Source organism: Aeromonas sp. CA23 (genome assembly GCF_002587065.1).
Taxonomy (GTDB): Bacteria; Pseudomonadota; Gammaproteobacteria; order Enterobacterales; family Aeromonadaceae; genus Aeromonas; species Aeromonas bestiarum.
Window position 1 is genome coordinate 3,755,980 of sequence record NZ_CP023818.1, and the last position, 20,507, is coordinate 3,776,486.

The 20,507-nt window shown below is 62.5% G+C and carries 22 protein-coding genes and 5 tRNA genes; 19 read left to right on the plus strand and 8 right to left on the minus strand.

All coding sequences use genetic code 11. The features are described from left to right. Nucleotides 1-87: 87 nt before the first annotated feature. Nucleotides 88-411, plus strand: a complete 324-nt coding sequence (locus CK910_RS17395; protein ID WP_098984136.1) for an HI1450 family dsDNA-mimic protein — start codon at nt 88-90, stop codon at nt 409-411. Nucleotides 412-450: 39 nt separating this feature from the next. Here CK910_RS17395 and CK910_RS17400 read toward each other — a convergent pair whose 3' ends face one another. Continuing rightward, complete coding sequence (locus CK910_RS17400) at nt 451-762, minus strand: DUF1289 domain-containing protein (RefSeq protein ID WP_098984137.1); 312 nt, start codon at nt 760-762, stop codon at nt 451-453. After that, on the minus strand, nt 763-1,635 hold the full coding sequence (locus tag CK910_RS17405; RefSeq protein WP_098984138.1) for a CvfB family protein: 873 nt from the start codon (nt 1,633-1,635) through the stop codon (nt 763-765). A 212-nt stretch (nt 1,636-1,847) separates the two neighbouring features. On the opposite strand from CK910_RS17405, the gene CK910_RS17410 reads away from it, so the two are divergent. The 4 genes from CK910_RS17410 (at nt 1,848) to CK910_RS17425 (ending at nt 4,231) form a co-directional block, all read left to right on the plus strand. Next, nucleotides 1,848-3,062 carry a UPF0149 family protein gene (locus CK910_RS17410; RefSeq protein WP_098984139.1) on the plus strand — a complete coding sequence of 405 codons (1,215 nt, stop codon included), beginning with the start codon at nt 1,848-1,850 and terminating at the stop codon, nt 3,060-3,062. A 170-nt stretch (nt 3,063-3,232) separates the two neighbouring features. After that, the gene (locus CK910_RS17415; RefSeq protein ID WP_043138813.1) at nt 3,233-3,703 is read left to right on the plus strand and encodes a MarR family winged helix-turn-helix transcriptional regulator; all 471 of its coding nucleotides are present in this window, start codon (nt 3,233-3,235) and stop codon (nt 3,701-3,703) included. Then, on the plus strand, nt 3,700-3,888 hold the full coding sequence (locus CK910_RS17420; protein ID WP_043138815.1) for a DUF4250 domain-containing protein: 189 nt from the start codon (nt 3,700-3,702) through the stop codon (nt 3,886-3,888). Before CK910_RS17415 ends, CK910_RS17420 begins: the two co-directional genes overlap by 4 nt. A gap of 163 nt (nt 3,889-4,051) precedes the next feature. Further along, nucleotides 4,052-4,231: a hypothetical protein gene (locus tag CK910_RS17425; protein ID WP_043138817.1), complete on the plus strand. Its 180-nt coding sequence runs from the start codon at nt 4,052-4,054 to the stop codon at nt 4,229-4,231. A 132-nt stretch (nt 4,232-4,363) separates the two neighbouring features. On the opposite strand, the gene CK910_RS17430 is transcribed toward CK910_RS17425, so the two are convergent. Next, entirely contained in the window at nt 4,364-4,951 is a 588-nt protein-coding gene (locus CK910_RS17430) for an FMN-dependent NADH-azoreductase (protein ID WP_098984141.1), read from the minus strand. A gap of 224 nt (nt 4,952-5,175) precedes the next feature. Between CK910_RS17430 and CK910_RS17435 the strand changes: the two genes are divergently transcribed. The 4 genes from CK910_RS17435 to CK910_RS17450 all read left to right on the plus strand — a co-directional run bounded on the left by CK910_RS17435 (nt 5,176) and on the right by CK910_RS17450 (nt 8,475). After that, nucleotides 5,176-6,066: a DMT family transporter gene (locus CK910_RS17435; RefSeq protein WP_172955442.1), complete on the plus strand. Its 891-nt coding sequence runs from the start codon at nt 5,176-5,178 to the stop codon at nt 6,064-6,066. Between the two features lie 85 nt (nt 6,067-6,151). Beyond that, the gene (purT, locus tag CK910_RS17440) at nt 6,152-7,330 is read left to right on the plus strand and encodes a formate-dependent phosphoribosylglycinamide formyltransferase (RefSeq protein ID WP_098984143.1); all 1,179 of its coding nucleotides are present in this window, start codon (nt 6,152-6,154) and stop codon (nt 7,328-7,330) included. Nucleotides 7,331-7,457: 127 nt separating this feature from the next. Further along, nucleotides 7,458-8,117 (plus strand): hexitol phosphatase HxpB, encoded by a 660-nt coding sequence (gene hxpB, locus CK910_RS17445; protein WP_098984144.1) that lies wholly within the window; start codon nt 7,458-7,460, stop codon nt 8,115-8,117. A 154-nt stretch (nt 8,118-8,271) separates the two neighbouring features. Continuing rightward, nucleotides 8,272-8,475, plus strand: coding sequence for a CPXCG motif-containing cysteine-rich protein (locus tag CK910_RS17450; RefSeq protein WP_005301298.1), 204 nt, complete (start codon nt 8,272-8,274; stop codon nt 8,473-8,475). Nucleotides 8,476-8,704: 229 nt separating this feature from the next. Here the strand turns inward: CK910_RS17450 and ribE2 are convergent, their stop codons facing one another. Further along, entirely contained in the window at nt 8,705-9,322 is a 618-nt protein-coding gene (gene ribE2 / locus CK910_RS17455) for a riboflavin synthase E2 (RefSeq protein ID WP_098984145.1), read from the minus strand. Between the two features lie 130 nt (nt 9,323-9,452). Between ribE2 and CK910_RS17460 the strand changes: the two genes are divergently transcribed. From CK910_RS17460 to CK910_RS17490, 7 genes are all read left to right on the plus strand, one after another. Continuing rightward, entirely contained in the window at nt 9,453-9,659 is a 207-nt protein-coding gene (locus CK910_RS17460; RefSeq protein ID WP_043138843.1) for a YaeP family protein, read from the plus strand. Nucleotides 9,660-9,809: 150 nt separating this feature from the next. Continuing rightward, nucleotides 9,810-11,189 (plus strand): MATE family efflux transporter, encoded by a 1,380-nt coding sequence (locus CK910_RS17465; RefSeq protein WP_043555856.1) that lies wholly within the window; start codon nt 9,810-9,812, stop codon nt 11,187-11,189. Between the two features lie 172 nt (nt 11,190-11,361). Next, a tRNA-Val gene (locus CK910_RS17470) sits at nt 11,362-11,438 on the plus strand. A gap of 11 nt (nt 11,439-11,449) precedes the next feature. Continuing rightward, nucleotides 11,450-11,526 (plus strand) — tRNA-Val (locus CK910_RS17475). A 15-nt stretch (nt 11,527-11,541) separates the two neighbouring features. After that, a tRNA-Val gene (locus tag CK910_RS17480) sits at nt 11,542-11,618 on the plus strand. A gap of 35 nt (nt 11,619-11,653) precedes the next feature. After that, nucleotides 11,654-11,730, plus strand: a tRNA-Val gene (locus CK910_RS17485). 34 nt (nt 11,731-11,764) lie between these two features. Further along, nucleotides 11,765-11,841: transfer RNA gene (locus tag CK910_RS17490), tRNA-Val, on the plus strand. A 132-nt stretch (nt 11,842-11,973) separates the two neighbouring features. Here the strand turns inward: CK910_RS17490 and CK910_RS17495 are convergent. Continuing rightward, nucleotides 11,974-14,436: a DNA polymerase II gene (locus CK910_RS17495; protein ID WP_098984146.1), complete on the minus strand. Its 2,463-nt coding sequence runs from the start codon at nt 14,434-14,436 to the stop codon at nt 11,974-11,976. 150 nt (nt 14,437-14,586) lie between these two features. Here CK910_RS17495 and CK910_RS17500 point away from each other — a divergent pair, with 150 nt between their 5' ends. The 3 genes from CK910_RS17500 (at nt 14,587) to CK910_RS17510 (ending at nt 17,051) form a co-directional block, all read left to right on the plus strand. Continuing rightward, entirely contained in the window at nt 14,587-15,078 is a 492-nt protein-coding gene (locus CK910_RS17500; protein ID WP_098984147.1) for a prolyl-tRNA synthetase associated domain-containing protein, read from the plus strand. A 216-nt stretch (nt 15,079-15,294) separates the two neighbouring features. After that, complete coding sequence (locus tag CK910_RS17505) at nt 15,295-16,533, plus strand: GGDEF domain-containing protein (protein WP_098984148.1); 1,239 nt, start codon at nt 15,295-15,297, stop codon at nt 16,531-16,533. Next, nucleotides 16,530-17,051, plus strand: a complete 522-nt coding sequence (locus CK910_RS17510) for a GNAT family N-acetyltransferase (protein WP_098984149.1) — start codon at nt 16,530-16,532, stop codon at nt 17,049-17,051. Before CK910_RS17505 ends, CK910_RS17510 begins: the two co-directional genes overlap by 4 nt. Before the next feature lie 84 nt (nt 17,052-17,135). Here the strand turns inward: CK910_RS17510 and CK910_RS17515 are convergent, their stop codons facing one another. The 3 genes from CK910_RS17515 to lpxM all read right to left on the minus strand — a co-directional run bounded on the left by CK910_RS17515 (nt 17,136) and on the right by lpxM (nt 20,299). Next, nucleotides 17,136-17,996 (minus strand): PA4780 family RIO1-like protein kinase, encoded by an 861-nt coding sequence (locus tag CK910_RS17515; protein WP_042871742.1) that lies wholly within the window; start codon nt 17,994-17,996, stop codon nt 17,136-17,138. Between the two features lie 178 nt (nt 17,997-18,174). Further along, a complete protein-coding gene (locus CK910_RS17520; protein WP_172955352.1) occupies nt 18,175-19,170 on the minus strand; it encodes an LpxL/LpxP family acyltransferase in 996 nt (331 codons plus the stop codon). A gap of 139 nt (nt 19,171-19,309) precedes the next feature. Continuing rightward, nucleotides 19,310-20,299, minus strand: a complete 990-nt coding sequence (gene lpxM, locus CK910_RS17525) for a lauroyl-Kdo(2)-lipid IV(A) myristoyltransferase (protein WP_098984151.1) — start codon at nt 20,297-20,299, stop codon at nt 19,310-19,312. Nucleotides 20,300-20,507: the final 208 nt, after the last annotated feature.

A 20,507-nucleotide genomic window follows, 5' to 3' on the forward strand; every position in this document is an offset into this window, starting at 1 on the left:
AGGCAGCAAATGGCCATCCGCACTGGTCTGGCCGCCACCGTCAATACTTGCTACAGTAGCGAACCTCGATGTATCTGGAGTGATTTCATGGAACAGCGTACCCCGGATCAGCTGGTCGAATGGGCCTATGATCAGTTTCTTGAGCAGGCCGCAGACATGCTGGCCCCCGAACAAATCGTCGACATCACCCTGGAATTTGAACAGCGTGGCGCCGTCGAGGCGACCCTGCCCAACGGAGACTGGTCAACCGAACTCGGTGTGCCGGTCGACATGGAGCGCTGGGTCGAAGTGTGGGTCGGCTTGCTGGACCATCAGGATGAGTTTGAGGTGATCTATGCCACCTTCCTGCTGCCCCGTTATCTGAACGAGCACAATGTCCATGTGCGCTGGCACCGCCAGCAACAGGCATAAAAAAGGCGCCATTGGCGCCTTTCTTGTTTTTGTTCTCTGCTAAGCCTGCGCCGCTATGGCCTTGGCCAGACAGCGACGACACCAGCAGGCGCTCGCCTCGCTCATGGGCAAGACGGGCAGCTGGCTGCACCAGCACTGATCTATGGTCTGACCGGCGGAGACGGCGCAAAACGCCGGCTCGCCACAGCCAGGGCACGCATGGGTGCTTGTTGACCCATCCAGCTCGGCCATCACAGCCAGCTGGGCATCGCTCTCCATGGCCGACCAGTGCCCGATCTCGGTCAGGGTACGGCCACAGCCGAGGCAGAGCCCATCCCGGGCCTGACACAGGCCGACACAGGGACTCGGCACTTATTCGCCGTCCGGCGTGCTATCGGCAGCAACGAGCGTGATGCAGTTGTCTTCGATGACAATCTTGCCCTGCTTGTAGAGGCCGCCGATGGCCTTCTTGAAGGTACCCTTGCTCATGTTGAACATCTTGTAGATGAGCTCGGGTTCGCTCTTGTCGCCCACCGCCAGACTGCCACCCTGCTTCATCAGCCGGATCAGGATCCGGCCACCGGCGTCGTCCATCCGATCCATGCCCGGCTTTTGCAGGGTCAAGTCCAGCTTGCCGTCGTCGCGCACCTGCTTGACCCAGGCGGTCAGCGGTCGACCCGTCATCACCCGGCCAAATACCTCGTTCTTGAACAGCATGCCAGAGTATTCACCGTTGACAATCGCCTTGATGCCAAGCGGCGTGTGTTCGCCCGGCAGCGCCGTCACCTCGTCACCGGCCTTGAAGGGAGGCTTGTCGGTGCGCAGGAAACGTTCCAGCCGGCTGGTGCCCACCATGCGCCCCTCGTTGTCGAGCATCAGGTGCACCAGATAGACGTGGCCCACCTGCATGGGTTTGTTCTGCTCGCGGGTCGGCACGAACAGATCCTTTTTCATGCCCCAGTCGAGGAAGGCCCCGATCTTGTTGGCATTGACCACCTTGAGGCCGACTATGTCACCCACCATGGCGAACGGCTTGTCGGTGGTGATCACCGGCTCGCAGTCGGCATCCAGATAGAGAAAGACTTCCACACCGTCATCCTCGGCCACGCCTTCCGGCAGCTGACGCTTGGGCAGCAACAGCTCGCCATATTCGTCGGCCGCAAGCCAGGCGCCCCTCTCTTCGAGCTCGATTACGGTGAGGGTGTTCATCTTGCCAATCTGTAACATGGTGATCTCTTCTTTCATTATCCGGATGGCCAATTTTTCATTGCCCGTATGGGCGCGCATGTTACCTCAAGAGCGGTAACCGGGCCTAGTCCCTTGCCCTTCTCTCACACGATTTTCGGGGCGGCCAGCCCGGTTGGTGGCGATATAATCGTCAGTCAGCCAGGGCTTTGCTGCAAATAACCCCACTTTTGGGTAGACTGCGCCGCTGTTCAAATCCAGAGGAACTGTCGATGAATCCATCCACTCGTACCCGTCATCTCAATCAATGGATCCAGACCCACAGTGGGCAGGACATGACCTACCCGGCGCTGCACGGTTTTCTGTGCGCCCGTCTGGTGGGACCGGATGCCCCTGACTGGCAGGCCCCGCTGGCCGGTCTGTTGCCACATGACGCCGAGCTGGATGAGAAGAGCAGCGACGCGCTGCACCATCTGATCGCTGAACTGGAAGCCCAGGCGGACGAGGCCCAGCTCGCCTTGCCGAGTCAGTGCCGTCTCTCCACCGAGACCCCGGAGCAGGTGTTCGCGCAGAGCCACCCCCTCGGCCAGTGGTGTTACGGCTTCAGCCAGGGGTTTGCCAGCTGGCCCAAGCCGAAGGATCTGAACGATCCCACCACCCAGTACCGCTTCAGTCTGGCCGCCGAGCTCAGCCTGTTTCGCGACAAGCCCATGGCCCAGATGCTGCACGCGGCCGCCGGCAGCGAGCTGCCCTTCATGGAATTTTGCAAACGCCAGCGTCAGAACATGAAGACGGCGCTCAACCAGCTGCTGCAGCTGGATGAGTATCAGGCAGTGCCCGGCGCTCAGGCAGCCCTCGATAGCGAGCAGGCCGAGCAGTGGCAGCAGTGGTTCGAACTGGCCGATGCCTGCCGCGATCCCCAGGCTCGCCTCGGCTGGTTTGACAAGGTGATTGACGATGCCGAGCCCCTGTTCGATGCCGCCTTCTGGCAGCAGATGGCCGGCCACGGCTGGAGTGCCCACGAGGCCCGCCCCCTGCTCGCCGCCAGAGCCGGCCGGGCCGATTGCCTGCTGCGCCTCGGCCAGCTCGAACAGGCGCGCAGCGAATATCTGGCGCTGCTCGACCTGTGCATCGCCGATGAGCTGGGTTGCCGTTATCCCCTCTCCAGCCTCTATGCCCTGCAAGGGGATTGGGCCGCCCTGCGCGCCTTGCTGGTCCGCTTCGACGAGGCCTCCAGCTGGCTGCTCTACAACAGGGCGCTGATGGCGTTTGTCTGTGACGGCCCCGAAGTGGCGCAGCCACGGCTGGATGCGGCCATCAAGGCCAATGCCCATGTGCCGGCCTGTCTGCTGGGTCAGCGCAAGCTGCCCAAACAGGAGCCACAGAGCTGGCAGGTGGGCAGTCGCGATGAAGCGGCGCTCTACACATTGCAGAGCCGCGAAGCCTGGCTCAAGCACAACGCCTTGATCTGGCTGCGTAAAGGCTGAGCAACCCGAGGCAAAAATCAGCTTCGAACAGACCCGGTTGCGGCGGATGACGTGCGCAACCGCACATTTCTCTGGTGCATGTTCAGACAAATGTCCTTGTGTTACGTATCATCAAGGTCAAAGTATCAAGAGAAACTGCACCCGATGCAGCCGTCACAGCAGGATGTCATATGTCAAAGATCATAGAGCTGCTTGCGCACTATCCCCCCTATCAGCTGGTTCACGCCGCCGAGATGGTGCGCGACACTTTTGAGCAGTTTTACCAGCAGCGCTATCAGCTGACGGTGCCCCAGTGGCGCCTGATGATGGTGCTTGGCCCCAACTACCCCATCAGCCAGAAAGAGCTGGTAGAGGCGAGCGGGATGGACAAGGTGCGGATCTCCCGCGAAATCCACCGCCTGGTGGAGAAGGGGATCCTGTTTACCGAGAGCAGCGAACAGGACAAGCGGGTCAGTCTGGTGTCACTCACCCAGGCCGGGCTCACCCTGTTCCAGCAACTCAAGAGCGAAGCGGGCAGCTGGCAGCATACCCTCACCGACTATCTGCCCAGCGAGGCGCGCCAGACCATTCGCCTGCACCTGCAAAGTGTCAGCGACGCCATCGAACAGCTGCATCTGCTGGATAACGAGCACACCTCATGAACCTGAACAACTTCGCCACCATGGACGTCAACATGCTGCTGAGCCTGATCAACATGCAGCTGCGTGATCGTTACGATGATCTGGATGATCTCTGCAAGGCGCAGGATCTCGACCAGGCGGCCCTGATCGCCAGGCTTGCCAGCGGCGACTTCCACTACCGACCGGATCAGAAACAGTTCAGATAGGGATCCGGATCACAACCCGACCCATGTCGCTGGCTCCGGCCGCAAAAGCTGCTATGGTGATGGCTACCCCGGTCGACTGACCTTCGGCAAGAAGTATGGATACATCTTGCTGTCACAGACCGCGGTTAGCCTTCCACTCACCAGCCGCAGCCAAGGATGACCCATGATGTTCCTGACCCGACAGACCAGTCTGATCACCCTCTGTGCCCTTCTCATGATCAGCCTGTTTTCCCCCCGCCTGCCCGACAGTGCCGAACAGTGGCTCAGCACCCTGTTGCTGGGCTCTCTGGTCGCCGTGTGCCTGATGGTGGGCAGCGGCTGTCGCCGCTTCATTCGGGATTGACTCGCGCCCTTTGCCCCTGTTGACCCCGTCTTCGCCCGCACAGAAACAACAACGCAGCCCTTGGGCTGCGTTGTTTCGTTTGGTACGACACGGCTCTGCGTTATGCCGCGCCCGCCATGGCCTGTCTCTTGATCAGAGAGCCAGGGTTTCCAGCTGGCCTTTGGCCTGCTCTATGCCCTTGGCCTGGGCGTCCGGGCCCATGCCCATGCCCTCGGCGTAGATGAAGTCCACGTCCTTGATGCCGATGAAGCCCAGCACGGTACGCATGTAGGGAGTCACCAGATCGGTGGCGCTGCCGACGTGCATGCCGCCACGGGGGCTGATCACCAGGGCGCGGGTGTTCTCCACCAGACCGACCGGACCGGTTTCGGTGTAACGGAAGGTCACGCCGGCACGGGCCACCAGATCGATCCAGTTTTTCAGCTGGGTCGGGATGTTGAAGTTGTACATGGGGGCGGCAATCACCACCAGGTCGCTCGCCTTCAATTCGGCGACCAGCTCGTCGGACTGGGCCATGACGGCCAGCTGGCGTTCATTGAGGTTGTCACCACCGCGCAAACCCGAAGCCAGCTCGCCATCCAGTACCGGCAGGTTGAGGGCCGCCAGATCACGCACTGTGACGGTATCGGACTGATGGTCGGCCAGGAAACCGTCGATCAGGGCGTTGGATTGGGAATACTGGCCCAGGATGCTGGACTTGAGAACGAGGATGTTAGCCATGGTGAAACTCCATTAGGTGGTCGGTTGAACAGCTTGGCTGTCGATGGAGGTCACTCTAAACGCTGAGCTTATATGCGGATAGCGAAAATAGATGCTCAACTTGTTCAAAAATTTTGACCTTAGTTCATTCTATCGCCAACGGACCGCAGCCAGCCGCCCAAGGCTTGGCAGAACAAACGATTGCCGTTATGATCCGCCGCACTTTTTTCAGTGACCCGGATCCCATGGCACACTCGCGCAGGCACTCTCCTTTTGCCGGTGCAGTCTGGATGATGGTGGCAGGCCTCTGCTTCGCCGCCGTCAACAGCCTGAGCCAGTACGTCAGCTTCAAACTTGGCCTCCCCTCGACCCAGGTCGCCTTTCATCAATACCTGATTGCCCTGATCTGTCTGCTGCCCTGGCTGGTTCGCCACGGCTTGCGCCAGTCCCTGATGACCAACCAACTGAGGCTGCACCTGCTGCGGGTGCTGCTGGCCGTGATCGGCATCCAGTTCTGGCTGTGGGCGCTGGCGGTGCCTGTGCCCATCTGGCAGGGGATAGCGCTCTTGATGACCTCCCCGCTGTTTGCCACTCTGGGATCGGCCCTGCTGCTCAAGGAGCAGGTGAGCCGGGCGCGCATTCTGGCGACCCTGGCGGGCTTTGTCGGCGCCATGGTGATCCTGGCCCCCTGGACCGATGATTTCGGCTGGGCCTCCCTGCTGCCAGTGGCGGCCGCCCTGTTCTGGGCCGGTTACTCCCTGCTGGTGCGCTATCAGGCGGCGAGCGAGTCGTCCCACACCATAGTGGTCTACCTGCTCATCTTCAGCACCCCGTTCAACGCCATGCTGGCCCTGCCTGAGTGGCAGTGGCCGAGCGAAACCCAGTGGCTGCTGGTGGCCGTGTCAGGGGTGCTGTCTGCGCTGGCCCAGATGTCCATCGCCCGCGCCTACAGCGTGGCCGAGGCTTCGTTCGTGCAACCCTTTGATTTTGCCAAGCTGCCCATGAACGTGCTGGCAGGCTGGCTGGTGTTTGGCTGGGCACCGCCCGGCCGATTGTGGCTCGGCGCTGCCATCATCATTGGCGCCATCACGCTGCTCACCCATCTGGAGCAGCGCGCCCACAAATCCGTTTCCTGAGGTACGCCATGCGTGCCTCTTTTTTTGCCCGCTATTCCCGCAATAGCGGCCATCAACTGTGACCAACGACATCAGGAGAGATCACATGTTTGGAACCGCCACCCGCCCCGGCGCCACCCGCGCCCTGCTGCTTGGCTCGGGGGAACTCGGCAAGGAAGTCGCCATCGAGTTGCAACGGCTCGGGATCGAGGTGATCGCCGCCGACCGCTACCCCAATGCCCCCGCCATGCAGGTGGCGCACAAAGCCCACGTGCTGGACATGCTCGACGGTAACGCCCTGCGTGCCCTGGTGGCCAAGGTCAAGCCGGACCTTATCATCCCCGAGATCGAGGCCATCGCCACCGATACCCTGGCCTTGCTTGAGCAGGAGGGGGTCAAGGTGGTGCCGAACGCCCGCGCCACCCAGCTCACCATGAACCGGGAGGGGATCCGCCGGCTCGCCGCCGAAGAGTTGGGCTTGCCCACCTCCCCCTATCGCTTCGCCCAGAGCAAGGAGGAGTTCATCGCCGCCGTCGAGGCGATCGGCCTGCCCTGCGTGGTGAAACCCGTGATGAGCTCGTCCGGCAAGGGGCAGAGCGTGCTGCGGGATCTCGCCAAACTGGACGACAGCTGGACCTATGCCCAGGAGGGGGGACGCGCCGGTCGCGGCAAGGTGATCGTCGAGGGCTTCGTGCCTTTTGAGTACGAGATCACCCTGCTCACGGTGCGGGCGGTGGATGGCATCCACTTCTGCGAGCCCATAGGCCATCGTCAGGAAGATGGCGACTACCGCGAATCCTGGCAGCCGCAAGCCATGAGCGAGCTGGCACTGGCCCGCTCCAAAGCCGTAGCGGCCAAGGTGGTCGAGGCGCTGGGCGGTTACGGCCTGTTCGGGGTCGAGCTCTTCATCAAGGGCGACGAGGTGTGGTTCAGCGAGGTCTCGCCCCGCCCGCACGACACCGGCATGGTGACCCTGATCTCCCAGGATCTCTCCGAGTTCGCCCTGCACGTGCGCGCCATTCTGGGGCTGCCGGTCGGCACCATCACCCAGTACGGGCCGAGCGCCTCCGCCGTGGTGCTGCGCGAGGGGCACAGTCAGGACATCCGTTATCAAGGAATTGGCGAGGCGCTGGCCCTGGTGCCGGGTGCCCAGCTGCGGCTGTTTGGCAAGCCGGAGATAGCCGGTCGCCGCCGTCTCGGCGTGGCGCTGGCCCGCGCCCAGGATTGCCCGGATGCGGTGGAAAAGGCCAAGGCGGTCGCCGCCAAGGTAGAAGTGATTTTCTAACCCTTATTTTTTGCCACAGCAAAACAAACGTTTGCCGATGTGATCGGGCGCAAGGGGCATGGCAATGCCCCTTTTGCATTTGCCCGTCGGGCTTATAATCCCCCTTCAAATTTGTCAGGAGTACAAGATGTTAGCTGCCGTGATCTTCGATATGGATGGTGTTCTGATCGACTCGGAACCCTTTTGGCAACGGGCCCAGATGGCTGTCTTCTCCGAGCTGGGTCACCCCCACAGCGAGGAAGATTGCAACTCCACCATAGGCGTGCGCATCGATCAGCTGGTGGCGCACTGGTATCGGCTGCGCCCCTGGGTGGGCCCCAGTCAGGAAGAGGTGGTGCAGCGTATTCTGGATCGGGTCAACGCCCTCATCCTGAGCGAAGGTGAGGCCAAGGCCGGCGTGCTGGACGCGCTGACCCTGATGGAAGCACAGGGGCTTAAAGTGGGTCTGGCGACTTCCTCTCCCTTCTCCATGGTGGAGGCTGTGCTCGGCAAGCTCGGTATCCGCGATCGCTTCCTGGCGGTGCACTCCGCCGAGGTGGAGCGCTTCGGCAAGCCACACCCGGATGTCTATATCCACGCCGCCGAGAAGCTCGGCATCCTGCCGGTACATTGTCTGGCCATAGAGGACAGTTTCACCGGCCTGCTGGCGGCCAAGGCGGCCTCCATGAAGGCGCTCATAGTACCGGATCCCGCCCTGGTGGGCGATCCGCGTCTGGCCATCGCCGATCACCAGCTGCGTTCGCTCGCCGAACTGGATGCCGACATGCTGGCCAGCTGGGTGGCGTGAACGCGCGCAGGAACCAGGGGCGCATAGGGCCAGAAAACCTGACACGGCGGCGCCCTTGATCTCTGTCATAAACGTGCGCTTGCTCGCGGTCAACCCCCTCCCGGCCGACTAGAATCAGGGAAGATAGGCGGCCCACGGGCCCGAGGAGGTCACCATGATCGAGTACACCAGCAAGCGTATCGTCTGCCCCCACTGTGGCCATCACACCCGGGTCGAGCTGGATGCCAGCCAGGGGGATCAGGAGTTCTACGAGGATTGCATGGCCTGCTGCAACCCCATCCACCTGCGGCTGCACCGGGACGAAGCCCGCGACTGTTTGCAGCTGTTTGTGGATGCAGACGACGAGCAGATGTTTTGACTGCGAGTCACAAAAAGCCGAGCAGATGTTTTGACTGCGAGTCACAGAAAGCCGAGCAGATGTTCTGACTGCGAATCACAAAAAGCCGAGCCGCTGTTCTGATTGCGAGTCACAAAAAGCCGAGCGGCTGTTGTGACGGCGAGCGAAAGCGATCAAGAGATCACAAAGGGCCTGCAGGATGCAGGCCCTTTTCTATGGCAAATCGCCAGGGGGAGTTGAACCAGCCAGATCACCCCGGCTGGCGCGCCGCCAACACCCGCTCCACCGTATCGACGATGGCCTGGGTCTGGGGATCTATCTCGATGTTGGTGTGCCAGCCGGCTTTGACCCAGCCGAGGTTGGTGCGGGCCAGGGTCTCCGGGATCAGGTTGACGCAAAAGGTGTTCTCACGCACTTCCCCCACGGTCAGGCTGATGCCGTCGATGCCGATGTAACCCTTGGTCAGCACATATTTCATCAGCTCGGGGGCGAGGCGATACCACACCTGGCGATTGTTGGGGGTGTCGATGACGGAGATCACCTCAGCCGTGCCCATGATGTGGCCGGACATGGCATGACCGCCGATCTCGTCGCCAAAGCGGGCCGCCCGCTCCACGTTGACCTTGTCCCCAGTTTGCAGCTGGCCGAGGTTGGTCAGACGCAGTGTCTCCTGCATCAGATCGAAGCTGACCAGATCCCCTTCCACCCGGGTGACGGTCAGGCAGCAGCCGTTGTGAGCCACGGAGGCGCCGAGCGCCAGACCCTGACCCCAGGCCAGGCTGGGCATGCGGATCAGGTGGGTGCGAAAGTTGGGCAGCTCTTCGATGGCCACCAGTTCGGCGGTCCCCTGCACTATGCCGGTGAACATGTCTCGTCTCCTGCTACGAAAAAAGGCAGGTTAACCCCGCGCCGCGGCACTGACAAGCGCGCCAGCTGACAAGCCAGCCCTCGATCGCTATAGTGACGGCGTTCACATTCGGGTTAACGAGGAAAAAGAAATGCAGGTATATCAATGTTGTGAGGCCATTCGCATCGCCTATAACCAGATAGGCTCAGGTGATCAGGGCTATGTGCCGCAAGCCATCGCCGCGGCTATACGGGCGCTCAACGCCGTGGCCTCTGACGAGCGGGTGCCGGCCGATCTGCGCGAGCAGGCCGCCTATGCCGCCGCCAATCTGCTGATCAGCGATCACGAAGACGCCTGATCCCGCCACAAAGCCACGCCTCAACCGTTTCACGATGGTTGATTTTCAGGCTAGAATGACACCCCCGCATGTTGTCTCCCCACAGTGGGGAGACAAAAGCCCATCCGTTATCCGTTCTTTCTCATTTATCTGATCCACTCGGAGGTGTCAGTGCAACGTTATTGGTCCGAGGCGAGGCAGCTCGTTCGTTTAGCCAGCCCCATTCTGGTGGCCCAGGTCGCCCAGGTCGCCATGAGCTTCGTCGATACCGTGATGGCGGGCCAGGTCAGCGCCGTGGATCTCGCGGCAGTGTCGGTCGCCTCCAGCTTCTGGCTGCCGATCATCTTGCTGACCCAGGGCATCATAATGGCGCTCACCCCCATCGTCTCCCAGCTCAATGGCGCTCGCAAACGGGACGAGGTGCGCCCGGCCGTGCACCAGGGCTTCTGGCTGGCGCTGATGGTGATCCCCTTCGCCATGCTGGCGCTCTATTTCAGCCCGCTGGCACTGCATCTGATGGACGTGGATCCTGTCATGGCGGACAAGACCACCGGCTTCCTGCACGCCATCATGTGGGGTCTGCCCGCCTTCGTGCTGTTCCAGGTGCTGCGCAACTTCAGTGAGGGGCTCTCCCACACCATGCCGACCATGGTGATAGGTTTCGTGGGGCTGGCGGTCAATATTCCCGCGAACTACGTCTTCATCCACGGTCACTTCGGCATGCCCAAGCTCGGCGGTGTCGGCTGCGGCGTCGCCACCGCCATAGTGCTCTGGGCCATGCTGCTGGCGATGATCCTCTACGTGAAGTTATCCTCCCACTTCAAGAAGATTGACCTGTTCGCTCAACTCGCCCGTCCCAATGGCAGCCGGATCTGGCGCCTGTTCCGGCTGGGCTTCCCCATCGCCATGGCCATCTTCTGCGAGGTGACCCTGTTTACCGTGGTGGCCCTGATGCTGGCCCCCTTCGGCGCCGAAACGGTGGCGAGCCACCAGATAGCCCTGAATTTCTCCAGCCTGGTGTTTATGCTGCCCTTGTCGATTGGGGTAGGCGTGACCATCCGGGTCGGCCACAGCATAGGCGAAGGCCAGCCTGCTCACGCCAGGGTCGCCGCCCGTACCGGCCTGATGCTGGGCATGGCGGTCGCCGCCGGCACCGCCGCCCTGACTGTGCTGCTGCGCGAGCATATCGCGGGGATCTACACCGACGACATGCAGGTGATCACGCTGGCCGCCACCTTGTTGTTCTTTGCCGCCATCTACCAGATCTCCGATTCGGTGCAGGTGGTCGCGGCCGCGGCCCTGCGCGGTTACAAGGACACCAAGGCTATCTTCTACGTCACCATAGTCGCCTACTGGGGTCTCGGGCTGCCCACCGGCATGATCCTGGGGCTGACCGACTGGCTGGTGCCACGCATGGGGCCGCAAGGCTTCTGGGTCGGCTTCATCGTCGGCCTGACCGGCGCCGCCCTGATGCTGGGCGCCCGCCTGCGCCTCATCTATGGCCGCTTCGCCAGTCCAGAGGCCTGTACCGCCCTCTCCCGGGCCCAGTAAATGTGTGCTCGGCGAGCCGCTCACGAGAGTGGCTCGCCTGCAAAATCAACAGGCTGCGCAAGAACTGGGCAAACAGTCTCCTTTGTGTGTGCGGCCTGTTGACAGCCTTGGGGGGCATGGGTAGTATGCCGACCACGCCAGCGACGTCGTGTTCGCTTGCGTACTGAAAAGCGGGTTTATAGCTCAGTTGGTTAGAGCACTACCTTGACATGGTAGGGGTCGTTGGTTCGAATCCAATTAAACCCACCACTTTTCGTGATGCGTCCTTAGCTCAGCTGGTTAGAGCACCACCTTGACATGGTGGGGGTCGGTGGTTCGAATCCACTAGGACGCACCATCACGACACTGTTATGCGTCCTTAGCTCAGCTGGTTAGAGCATCACCTTGACATGGTGGGGGTCGGTGGTTCGAATCCACTAGGACGCACCATAACAGTTTGAATAAATTGAATATATTGCAGATGTGGGTTTATAGCTCAGTTGGTTAGAGCACTACCTTGACATGGTAGGGGTCGTTGGTTCGAATCCAATTAAACCCACCACTCCCCTGCAACACAAAGTCGCCATGCGCACCCTGCGTCCTTAGCTCAGCTGGTTAGAGCATCACCTTGACATGGTGGGGGTCGGTGGTTCGAATCCACTAGGACGCACCAGATTAAAGAAGCCCGCTTAACAGCGGGCTTTTTGCATTTCGGCTTCTTGCCAATCGGGAACAGAGGTCAGCTTGCACCCGCCTGAGCTCACCTCCCCGCGTCCCTTCCCTCCACGCCTTGCACGCCTTCGGGCTAGAAGAGATCCAGCTGCTGGCCGCAGATCCGGTCGAATGACTCGCCGATGAAGGGCAGTATGGCGTCGGCGATGGGCCTCAGCTGCTTGTCGATGTAGTGCTCGTAATCGATGGCGCTGCGCCTGTATTCCAGCGGTTCCGGGCCGCCCAGCGTCATTAGATAGGCGATGGTGCCCCTGTGCTGATAGCGCTGGGGCTGACCGCGGCGCAGATTCTCCTCGTCGGCCAGACGCGCCGCCCGCACGTGGGGTGGCACGTTCTTCTGGTACTCCTCCAGCTTCTGGCGCAGCCGCTTGCGGTAGATGAGCAAGTCATCGTGCAGGCCGGCCCGGGTCTCATCCACTATGGTGCGCACGTAGCCGCTGGGGTCCTGGTCGTGAAACACCAGCTCGTAGAGCCGGGTCTGAAACTGCTTGGCCAGCATGGTCCAGTCGGTGCGCACCGATTCCAGCCCCTTGAACACCAGATGCTCTTCCTCCCCTCGCCCCTCTTCCTGTTTTCCAACCAGGCCGGCGTAACGCTTCTTGCTGCCCTTCTCCAGCCCGCGGATGGTGGGCATCAGGAAACGGCGGTAATGGGTCTCGTACTGGATCTCCAGATGGCTCGGCAGGTCGAACTCGCGCCTGATCAGCGCACTCCAGTTGTCGTTGATCATCCGGGCCAGCTCATGGCCAATCTCGTCCGCCGCCTCGGGGCTGGTGTCCCGATTAAGGTGGACGAAGGTGGAGTCGGTGTCGCCGTAGATCACCTCGAACCCCTGCGCCTCGATCCACTCCCGGGTCTGCTGCATGATGCTGTGGCCACGCAAGGTGATGGAAGAGGCGAGCCTGGGATCGTAGAAGCGACAGCCCCCCGAGCCCAGCACGCCGTAGAAGGAGTTCATGATGATCTTGATGGCCTGGGAGAGCGCCTTGTTGCTGGCCGCCTTGGCCCTGTCTCGCGCCGCCCACAGGGTGGCGATGAGATCCGGCAAAAAGTGGCGAGTACGGGAGAACAGGGCGCCGCGAAAGCCGGGAATGGCCTGTTCTGGGTACTGCAACCCCTCCACCAACCCCATGGGATCGATGCAGAAGGTGCGGATGATGCTGGGATAGAGGCTCTTGAAATCGAGCACCAGCACGTGGCGATAGAGGCCGGGTTTGGAGTCCATCACATAGCCGCCCGGGCTCGCCAGCCCACCATCGGCAGGCAGATTGGGCGCCACATAGCCGCCGCGATGGAGCCGCGGCAGGTAGAGGTTGGTGAAGGCCGCCACCGAGCCCCCCACCCGATCGAGTTCGAGGCCGGTGAGGGAGGCGCGCTCGATGGCAAAGGGAATGAGGTGGCAGTAGTCGAAGATCTCCCACACCAGCCTGCAATCTTCCAGGTTGTAGCGGGCGAGCGCCTCCTTGTCGGAGTGGAACAGTTCGGTGATCTTCTCCCCCCGGTTCGCCACATCCTCGATATCCTTGCCGCGACCGAGCAGCTCGCTTGCCACCGCATCCAGGCTGTAGCTGGCAAACTGCCAGGTGGCGCTTTTCAGGGTGTCGATGCCGTCGAGCACCATGCGACCCGGGATGATGACGTTGCCGGTCTGGGGATCGTTGCGTGACGAGCGCCAGAAGCAGAGTTCGCGCCCCCGCCCTCCCCCCCCCCCCCCTAGGCGCAGCCGCCGCTTGTTGAGTTCGGCGCGGCGCAGCAGCAGGCGAAAGTCGAAATTGACCACGTTCCAGCCGATCACCAGATCGGGATCGTGCTGGCTGAACCAGGTTTCCAGTGCGCTCAGCAGGGCATTTTCATCCGCCACCCACTCGATGCGGGTCTCCCACGCCTCGGCACCGGCTTCGGGGGCGCCTATCATGATGACGCGCGCATCCTCACGGCTATAGAGCCCCACGGAGAAGAGGGCCCCGTCCATGGCACACTCCACGTCCAGCGACACCCAGGAGAGGCTCGGCGTCACCGCCTGCGGGGCGCAGCGCGCCTCGTTCACCTCCCAGTAGCCACGCTTGCCCCCCTTCTGCCGTGCATGGCCGCCGAAACGGACCCCGGCCGTGATGAAGCGCTCCATCAGGAAACGCTCCGGCAGCCGGATATCCGCCTCGAAGTGCTCCAGCCCGCGGATCAGCAGCAACTCTATGGCGCGGTGAAAGGCGCTCAGGGTGGAGAAATAGCAGCCCACCACGGCACGCCCGTCGAAGGTGTGCATGGGCAGACGGCGAAATCGCCCGCTCACGCCGGCCCCCTTGAACAGCTCGGCCGCCTCCTGCATGTGGCTTTGCGGCAGGAAGAACACGGGCTCCTGCCCCGGCACCACCAGCCGCACCGGCCCCTGCTCGCTCCAGAGCCACATCACTATCTCGGTGCATCCCTCTTGCCCGGCCCGGCCGCGCACATCCCGGCCATGACGGGTCAGGATGAAACCGTCGCGAGGCGGCGTGGCAGGAGAAGTGGTCGTCACTGTGGGCTGGGTCGCAGTCATTCAGGATAAAGGGGTCGGCCTTGGGATGAGACTATTGTACGTTCATACAGTGCCTGGCCGCAATTGCCACGCCAGGCTGCGCGGCCGGGGCCAAGCTGCTAAGCTCGACCCTCTGCCCATGCGCCTGTTCACCCGACACGAGGAGCCCTGGTGACACTCTATTCCCTGCTGGACCGGCTGGCCATTTCCTATCAGCGCATCGACCATGCCCCCGTCTTCACTTGTGAGGAGGCGAGCAAGCTGCTGCCCGACCTGCCCGCCGCCAGGACCAAGAACCTGTTTTTGCGCGACCCCAAAAGCGAGCGGCTGTTTCTGGTGGTGACACCTGAAGAAAGCCGGGTCGATCTCAAGGCGCTGGCCAGGGCGCTCGGGGTCAAGCGGCTGAGCTTTGGCTCCCCCGAACGGCTGGCTGCCGTGCTCGGCCTCACCCCGGGCGCCGTGACCCTGCTCGCCATGGTGCGCGACACAGAGCGGGCGGTGACCCTGGTGGTGGACCACACCATCTGGCAGGCCGAACGGGTGCAGTGCCACCCGCTGGTCAACACAGCCACCCTCATCATCACGCTGGACGATGTGCGCCGCCTGCTGGCCCATCTCGGCCGGGAGGCCACCGTCATGGCGCTGCCGGTGCAGCCAACCTGACACTCCCCAGACGGGCGGCGCGATCGACAAACCCCGTTTCGAACCCTTGATGAATCCCGTCAGCTGCCGCCATCGATCCGGTTGTGGCCAGGATCGGGATCCAGCCGCTCAAGCCATTGATAATGGGTCGGATTCATGTTGTGATCCGGCACTGTCATGGCGACCCTCCGGGTCGAGACACAGTGACCGGCAGGACGAGCCCAGAGAGACCCCTAGATGCAAAATCTGTTTTCCTCAGCGCAATTGTTGAGCCTGGTGCTGTTCGTCACGCTGTCGCACGTCGGGGTCGCGGCCATTTTCGCCTATGTGTGGCATACCCAGCGCCGCATCCGGGCCCTGCTCTACTGGTCGGCCAGCGAGCTGGCCATCGCCGCCGCCTTCGGCTGCCTGCTGATCCGCCCGCTCGCGGGGGAGACCTCCCTCGCCAATATTCTGCTGACCAACCTGCTGCTGATCGCCACCCCCTTGCTCTATGAGCGGGGCCTGCGTCATTTCTTTCGGCGCGAGGCGGACCGGCTGGGCTGGCTCTGCCCCGCCATCGCCCTCACCGGCTTCGCGCTGTTTGCCCTGACCGCCAGCCTGCGGCCGCTGTCCGATGTGCACAGCCGGATCATAGTGCTCTCCGCCGTGCTCTCGCTGCAGATGGCTGTGCTGATCTGGCAGCTCTGGCGTTATCAACGGCTGGCCCCCGGCTATCGGGTGCTGCGCTTTGCCATTCTGCTGCTCGGCCTGCAGTTGCTGTTGCAACTGCTGCGGATCGCCAAGCACCTCTGGCTGCCCGAGTTCGCGGCCACGACTTTTACCGATCCCCTGCTCGGGCCCGTGATCCTGCTCAGCCTGCTCTTCACCATAGCCCGCAGCTATCTGTTGCTCAGCCTGGTGCACACCCGCCAGCAGCAGGCGCTGCTGGCGACCCAGCGCGAGCTGGAACGGCGCGCCAATCTGGACGCCCTGACCGGACTGGACAGCCGCCACCATTTCGAGCTGCAGCTGGCGGCGCGTGCATGCCGACACGCCCGTCCATGCCAGCTGCTGCTGATCGATCTGGACAACTTCAAGCTGATCAACGACCGGCACGGTCATCCCGCCGGTGATGCCATGCTGCGGGTGGTGGGCCGGGTGATCCGGGAGAACCTGCCCCCGGCGGGGCTGGCCGGGCGCCTCGGTGGCGACGAACTGGCCTTGCTGGTGATGGAGACGCCACAGACACTGCCCGGCTACTGCCACGCCCTGCAACAAGAGGTCACTGAGGCGACCCGCTGGCTGGCGGGCGGCCCCATCAGCCTCAGCATGGGCCTCACCTCTCTGCAGCCGGGAGAGAGCTTCGAGCAGGCCTATCTGCGGGCGGATCAGGCGCTCTACGCCGCCAAGCAGACGGGACGGCAGCGGGCCTGCGTGCAGGAGCCCCACCACAGCGCGCCCCAGCCACTGCAGACGGCAGAGCAGCGCTCATGACGGCCGCCATAGAGTGCCGGGCCGCACAGCTTTGTGATGCGCCCGCCTATCGCCGTTATGTGGCCGAATGTGGCGCCGCCGGGTTGCCACTCTATCAGGTGGCGCAATTTGACCCGGATCAGTGGCTGCAGGATCTGCTCGCCCATGCCGATGGACGGCATCTGCCGCCGGACTACCCGCCCACCACCACCTACTTTGCCCTTGAGAGGGGGGAGATCCTCGGAGCCCTGCGCCTGCGCCACGGCGACAATCCGGCCACCCTGGCCTGGCTTGGCCACATAGGCTACGAGACCCGCCCCTCCCGCCGGGGTGAAGGGGTGGCCCGCACCCTGCTGCGCTGGTTGCAGCAAGCTGTGCTGACCGAGCCCCTGCTCATCAGCTGCGACGAAGCCAACGGCGCCTCCCTCAGGGTCATAGCGGCCGCCAACGGACAATGTCTGGATCGCCGCTACCATGCAGGGGATGACTGCTGGGTGCGGTTTTACCGGCTCTCTCCCGCACTATGGCCACCTGCCTGACTCGGCACGGGTGCAGGTCGCGGCCATAAAAAGAGCGCCGCTAGGGCGCTCATGGTGTGACTGATGAGGTGATGATGGCGGGGATCAGTAGCTGTCTTCCTGCTCGGCCTTCATCCGCGCCTGACGAGCCAGCGCCTCCTCTTCGGCGCTCTCGATCTCGTGCAGCACGGCATCGATGTCGATGGCCTCGGTGCTCTCCTCGAACAGGCCGGTCAGCTCGCTCTCGGGGGTGAGCTTGCCATCTTCGAACAGCGCCCACATCTCCTTGGCGTAGCGGGTCTTGAGCAGCTCGGGGGCATACATGCCGTAGTAGTTGCGCATGTTGTTGACGTCCCGCTCCAGCATGGCCTTGGCCTGGTTGTTGGCGGCGGCATCCACCACCTGGGGCAGGTCTATGATGACGGGCCCCTGGGCATCCACCAGCACGTTGAATTCGGAAAGGTCGCCGTGGATGAGGCCGGCACAGAGCATGCGCACCACGTAGCGGATCACCTTGGCGTGATCGGCGATGGCCTGCTCGGGCGAGAGCGCCACGTCGTTGAGACGGGGGGCCACGTTGCCCTCCTCGTCGGTGATGAGCTCCATCAGCAGGACGCCGTCGAGGCAGACATAGGGCTGCGGCACCCGCACCCCGGCCGCCGCCAGCTTGAACAGGGCGTCGACTTCTGTGTTCTGCCACACCTCTTCGTGCTGCTTGCGACCGTACTTGGAGCCCTTCTCCATGGCACGGGCGCTGCGGCTGTTGCGTACCTTGCGCCCTTCCTGATAGACCACGGCCTGCTTGAAGCTGCGCTTGGACGCCTCTTTATAGACCTTGGCGCAGCGGATCTCGTCACCGCAGCGCACCACATAGACGTCGGCCTCTTTGCCGCTCATCAGCCGGCTGATGACGTCATCGACCAGGCCGTCATCAACCAGAGGTTGGATTCGATTTGGAATTTTCATGGCCGCCCTTTTACCCTATTTGCGCATCAGAAGATAGCCCCTGCGGGGCCAGCTTGCATATCCCTGTTATCTGGCGCCCCGCGGCGCCCTGATTGCCGACTTTTTGCCCACCAAACTGCCTGAAGGACAAGCAGTTGTCACCCGCCTCTGCTCAACACGCCAGCCGGTGTATTTCCCTTCAGGGTTCGGGGGGCAGACCGCTGCGGATCCGCTTAATGCCCTCTTCGTAGAGACCATCCGGCCCCGTCTGATGCTCCTGGGTTTCGAAGATCTTGAGAAACCACATGTACTGCTCGGGATGACGGCGCAGCTGCCGCTCCACCATGCGGTTCATGGCGTTGACATCGGCATTCAGGTCCCCGCTGGGATAAGGATCGAACGGCGGTTCAATCTCCAGCCGGTAGCAGCCCTCCTCCTCGTCGTAGCAGGCGAGGATGGGCACGGCCCTGGCACCGGTCAGCTTCACCAGCTTGGGCAGCGCCGGCAGGGTCGCCTTGGGGTGGCCGAAGAAGGGGATGAACAGGCTGGCCTCGCGGCCATGATCCTGATCCGGCAGGTAGAAGAAGCTGGCGCCGCTGCGAATGGCCTTGATGGCCGGCTTGATGCCGACGCTGCGCTCGTACACCTTGCCCCCCTTGGCCCGCTCGCGGTTGATGTACCAGTCAAATACCTGATCTTTCGGGCTCTTCATCATGGTGCACAGCACAAGCCCCTCGTCGGTCAGGTAGCGGCCTATCATGTCCACCGCCCAGGTGTGGGGCACCACCAATATCATGGGACGCCCGGCAGCCTGCTCCGCCGCTATATGTTCCCAGCCCCGCACCTTGATGCGGCGCTTGAGGTGGGCGGCGCTGCGCAGGGTCAGCTCGCCAAAGCCCATGAAGGTCTTGAGGCCGGTGCGGATCGCCTTGAGCAGCAGGGTGCGGCGCCCGGCCGCATCCAGCTCGGGAAAGCAGATCTTGAGGTTGGTCTCGGCGATATAGGCCTGTTTCCTGGAAAAGCGCAGCAAGGCAGGTGCCATGACATTGGCAAAACGATCGCGCAGCCCGTGGGGAACCAGCGCCAGCAGGCACAACAGACCGAGCGCCAGCCAGCTGCCCCACCAGCGCGGGTGAAGCAGGTGGGCATGAAATGAGGTGTCAAAAACCGGATCGTGTGAGGACATGGCCGCCATCAAGTCATAGAAAAGAAACGGTTATTTTAATTATCCTGATATTTTTTTCCACTTTGGGGTGCAAGGGAGTGCGCCATCCCGGATGCGGCGCCCACAAAAATGGCCCCGAAGGGCCATGACAAACAGCGCTGGCACCCCCTCAGGGGCGAGGGGGAAGATCTCCCCGGATCCGTTTAATGCCCTCTTCGTAGAGGCCATCCGGCCCCTCCTGATCCTCGCGGGTATCGAAGATCTTGAGGAACCACATATATTGGCCGGGATGACGGGTCAGCTGCTGCTGCACCATGTCATTCATGCGGCAGGTGTCCGCCATCAGATCGGCGCTGGGATAATCCGTAAACGGCGCCTCTATCTCCAGACGGTAGCAGTAGTGCGCCTCGTCATAGCAGGCCAGCAGGGGCACGGCCCGGGCACCGCTGACCTGCACCAGACGTGGCAGGGCCGGCAGGGTCGCCTTGGGGTAGCCGAAGAAGGGGGCAAAGATGCTCTTCTCGCGGCCATGATCCTGATCCGGCAGATAGAAGAAGCTGTGTCCCCCCTTGATGGTCCGGATCACCGCCTTGATGCCGGCGCTGCGCTCGTAGACGCGGCAACCGTTCTTGGCCCGGGCCCGGTTGAGGTGCCAGTCAAAGACCGGATTGCGGGAGCTCTTCATCATGGTGCACATGGGCACACCACGCTGGGTGAAGTAGTAGCCGGCGGCATCGACCGGCCAGCTGTGGGGCACCACCAGGATCACGGGGCGGCCGGCGGCCTGTTCGGCCTCGATATGTTCCCAGCCGCTCACCTGGATGCGGCTCATCAGGTAGGCGGGGCTGCGCACCGTGAACTCACCGAAGCCGAGCAGGGTCTTGAGACCGATGCGAATGGAGGTCATCAGAATGGCATCGCGCTCGGCGTCGCTCTTGTCGGCAAAGCAGATATCCAGGTTGGTCCTGGCGATATAAATCTGCTTCTTGGACACCTTGACGATCAGCGGCGCCAGCCATTCTGCCAACTTGTCACGCCAGCGGGGCGGCACGAAGGCGAGCAGACAAAGCGCACCGAGCGCCAGCCAGCTCGGCCAGTAACGCGGGCGCAGCAAACGGGTCTGAAAAGAGGAGTCAAACACAGGATCTTGGGCAGACATGAATGAGGTCAAACGAAGAAAATGGGGTTGCATTGTATTCGTCCTGACAGGTAATACCAGTGAAATTCATCGTGAGCCCCCCACGGTGAGCGCTGGTTCAAAAAATGGATCCGCCAGGGGCTGACAACCCCGCGTTCGACCCGCGAGAAGAGACAAAAAAGCGCTCCACCCATGGTGGAGCGCTGCCGCTGTTGTCTGGTCAGCGGAG

Coding starts and splice junctions, on each gene's coding strand:
- CK910_RS17425 (WP_043138817.1), top strand. CDS start 4,052: ATGATGTTCCTGACCCGACAGACCAGTCTGATCACCCTCTGTGCCCTT.
- CK910_RS17435 (WP_172955442.1), top strand. CDS start 5,176: ATGGCACACTCGCGCAGGCACTCTCCTTTTGCCGGTGCAGTCTGGATG.
- CK910_RS17505 (WP_098984148.1), top strand. CDS start 15,295: ATGCAAAATCTGTTTTCCTCAGCGCAATTGTTGAGCCTGGTGCTGTTC.
- CK910_RS17450 (WP_005301298.1), top strand. CDS start 8,272: ATGATCGAGTACACCAGCAAGCGTATCGTCTGCCCCCACTGTGGCCAT.
- hxpB (WP_098984144.1), top strand. CDS start 7,458: ATGTTAGCTGCCGTGATCTTCGATATGGATGGTGTTCTGATCGACTCG.
- CK910_RS17510 (WP_098984149.1), top strand. CDS start 16,530: ATGACGGCCGCCATAGAGTGCCGGGCCGCACAGCTTTGTGATGCGCCC.
- lpxM (WP_098984151.1), bottom strand. CDS start 20,299: ATGTCTGCCCAAGATCCTGTGTTTGACTCCTCTTTTCAGACCCGTTTG.
- CK910_RS17430 (WP_098984141.1), bottom strand. CDS start 4,951: ATGGCTAACATCCTCGTTCTCAAGTCCAGCATCCTGGGCCAGTATTCC.
- CK910_RS17420 (WP_043138815.1), top strand. CDS start 3,700: ATGAACCTGAACAACTTCGCCACCATGGACGTCAACATGCTGCTGAGC.
- CK910_RS17520 (WP_172955352.1), bottom strand. CDS start 19,170: ATGGCGGCCATGTCCTCACACGATCCGGTTTTTGACACCTCATTTCAT.
- purT (WP_098984143.1), top strand. CDS start 6,152: ATGTTTGGAACCGCCACCCGCCCCGGCGCCACCCGCGCCCTGCTGCTT.
- CK910_RS17415 (WP_043138813.1), top strand. CDS start 3,233: ATGTCAAAGATCATAGAGCTGCTTGCGCACTATCCCCCCTATCAGCTG.
- CK910_RS17515 (WP_042871742.1), bottom strand. CDS start 17,996: ATGAAAATTCCAAATCGAATCCAACCTCTGGTTGATGACGGCCTGGTC.
- CK910_RS17460 (WP_043138843.1), top strand. CDS start 9,453: ATGCAGGTATATCAATGTTGTGAGGCCATTCGCATCGCCTATAACCAG.
- CK910_RS17495 (WP_098984146.1), bottom strand. CDS start 14,436: ATGACTGCGACCCAGCCCACAGTGACGACCACTTCTCCTGCCACGCCG.
- ribE2 (WP_098984145.1), bottom strand. CDS start 9,322: ATGTTCACCGGCATAGTGCAGGGGACCGCCGAACTGGTGGCCATCGAA.
- CK910_RS17405 (WP_098984138.1), bottom strand. CDS start 1,635: ATGAAAGAAGAGATCACCATGTTACAGATTGGCAAGATGAACACCCTC.
- CK910_RS17410 (WP_098984139.1), top strand. CDS start 1,848: ATGAATCCATCCACTCGTACCCGTCATCTCAATCAATGGATCCAGACC.
- CK910_RS17395 (WP_098984136.1), top strand. CDS start 88: ATGGAACAGCGTACCCCGGATCAGCTGGTCGAATGGGCCTATGATCAG.